The following is a 2,171-nucleotide window of genomic DNA, read 5'->3' on the forward strand; positions in this document are numbered from 1 at the left end:
GGTTCGATTCCCCGGTAAGCCACCAAATATCACTTCTTAATATAGGAGTGATTTTTTAATAAGAACTTGCTTAGCATAATATAAATAAAGAAGAGAGAATGTAATTATACATTCTCTCTTTTTAATATACTATATATATCTTTTTTTACAAATCTGAAAAAATTCTTTAATGAATTTAAATCATCTTTAATAGTTGTTTCTTCATCTTCTTTAAAATATCCACTTGTATAAGCAGCCATAATAAAAAATAGCAATCCTAAGTTTATGTATATATCTTTAAAATCAGCAATAAACAAATCACTTATCCCTATAAAGTCTAGACTACCACCATAGAACACTTGATCAATAAATGAACAAAGGGCGCCAGTGAAGATAAAGACGAAGCACATGTCACTCCAAAAAGTTTTCGTATTTTTATATTTACTATATCTATAAATTTCAAAGAATAAGAATAGTGCTATACCATTAATTAATATTAATATGGGAAAGCTAACATTAAAATTAAATCTTGCATTTAGCCAAGAGCCATGAGTATTTATTATTGGATTAAAAGATAAAAAGTTTGGAATTATTTCAAAATAATTATCAAAGAAATTAAATTTTATTATTATTTTTAAACCTTGATCAATCAACATAAGAATAGCAAATAGAATAAAGAGTGATATATTACTTATTCCGTTAATATATTTATTACTTACTAGATATATAATCCAACCAGTAAATGCAAAAACTATAACTAAAGATAAATTTAGTATTAAAGTATATGAATCTTTAACTCTGCCACTAAAAATCTCAAATATGAAATATATAAGCCACATTGTAGGTAAGATCCCAATTGTAATTAGTTTATCTTTATTCAAAGAATTTTTCATGATGTCCTCCAAGTTTTATATTATAGATTTAATTAATTTTATCATAATAAATATAATAATTCACTATATTAGTAATTTATTCAATAAAATTGGTATAATAGAAAATGAGAGAATTTATAATAATAGTTATTTTGATTAATAGCATTATACAGATAAGGGAGGATATAAAATGTTAACAATTTTTGCAGTATCAGATTCAATAGGTGAAACAGCTGAACAAGTAGCAGAAGCTGCAGCAAGTCAATTTCACAGTGATGTTGAAGTGAGAAGAACACCATATATAAAAACATTAGAGGATGTTGAGGAATTAATAAGTGAAGTATTACAATGCGAATCAGCTATGATTGTATCAACAATAATTACTGTTAATGTAAGAGAGTATTTAACTCAAAAATGTGTCGAATTAAATATATCAGTTATAAATGTATTAGGTCCAATTATAAATATTGCATCATCCATATTAAATAAACAACCACAATATGATCCAGGGGCTATGTGGAAAACTGATGAAGCATATTTTAAGAGAATTGAGGCAATGGAATTTGCTATGCAATATGATGATAGTAAAGATTATAGAGGATTAAAAAATGCAGATGTAGTTCTTATAGGACTTTCTAGAACTTCTAAAACACCACTTTGTATGTATTTAGCTAATAGAGGAATAAAAGCTATAAATATACCCTTAGTGCCAGAAGTGGGAGTTCCTAAGGAATTATATGAAATAGATAAACATAAGATTTTTGGGCTTACAATAAATCCGTTACAATTGATAGAGATAAGAAAACGAAGATTAGACAAATTTCATAGAATACCTACTAATATAGAATATGCAGGTGATGCAAGAATATTAGAAGAGTTTGATTTTGCTGATAAAATAATAAAAAGAATAGGATGTAAAACTATAGATGTTACTCAAAGAGCTATAGAAGATACCGCACTTATAATAATAAAGGCCCTAGGATGTGACAATTAGAAGATATACTATATTTAAGAATATTTTAGTTAGAGGTTATTATATTAAGAAAAAATTTAAGACTTCTAACTAAAATTTTTATATAATTTAAATAAATAATATTATTTGATTAAATTATATAAAATTGTAATAATATGTTGACTTAAAAAATTATTAGTGATATTATAAGGAAGTCGCTGATGACGAGTTTGTTAAACAAGTAAAATCTTGTTGACAGAAAGCGTGAGAAGTGATATGATAAATTTCGTTGCTAACGACAAATTACAACAAACTTTAAAAAAGTTGTTGACAGTAGTCGAAAGTAGTGATAATATAAAGAAGTCGCT

General features: G+C 25.7%; 2 protein-coding genes. One reads left to right on the plus strand and one right to left on the minus strand.

Annotation, left to right across the window (positions count from 1 at the left end; genetic code table 11):
• Positions 1-104: 104 nt before the first annotated feature.
• Complete coding sequence (locus HMPREF0216_RS13280) at positions 105-872, minus strand: signal peptidase II (RefSeq protein ID WP_005215172.1); 768 nt, start codon at positions 870-872, stop codon at positions 105-107.
• 169 nt (positions 873-1,041) lie between these two features.
• Here HMPREF0216_RS13280 and HMPREF0216_RS13285 point away from each other — a divergent pair, with 169 nt between their 5' ends.
• Complete coding sequence (locus HMPREF0216_RS13285) at positions 1,042-1,845, plus strand: pyruvate, water dikinase regulatory protein (RefSeq protein ID WP_005215173.1); 804 nt, start codon at positions 1,042-1,044, stop codon at positions 1,843-1,845.
• Positions 1,846-2,171: the final 326 nt, after the last annotated feature.

It is taken from the genome of Clostridium celatum DSM 1785 (assembly GCF_000320405.1).
GTDB lineage: Bacteria > Bacillota > Clostridia > Clostridiales > Clostridiaceae > Clostridium > Clostridium celatum.

Coding starts and splice junctions, on each gene's coding strand:
- HMPREF0216_RS13280 (WP_005215172.1), bottom strand. CDS start 872: ATGAAAAATTCTTTGAATAAAGATAAACTAATTACAATTGGGATCTTA.
- HMPREF0216_RS13285 (WP_005215173.1), top strand. CDS start 1,042: ATGTTAACAATTTTTGCAGTATCAGATTCAATAGGTGAAACAGCTGAA.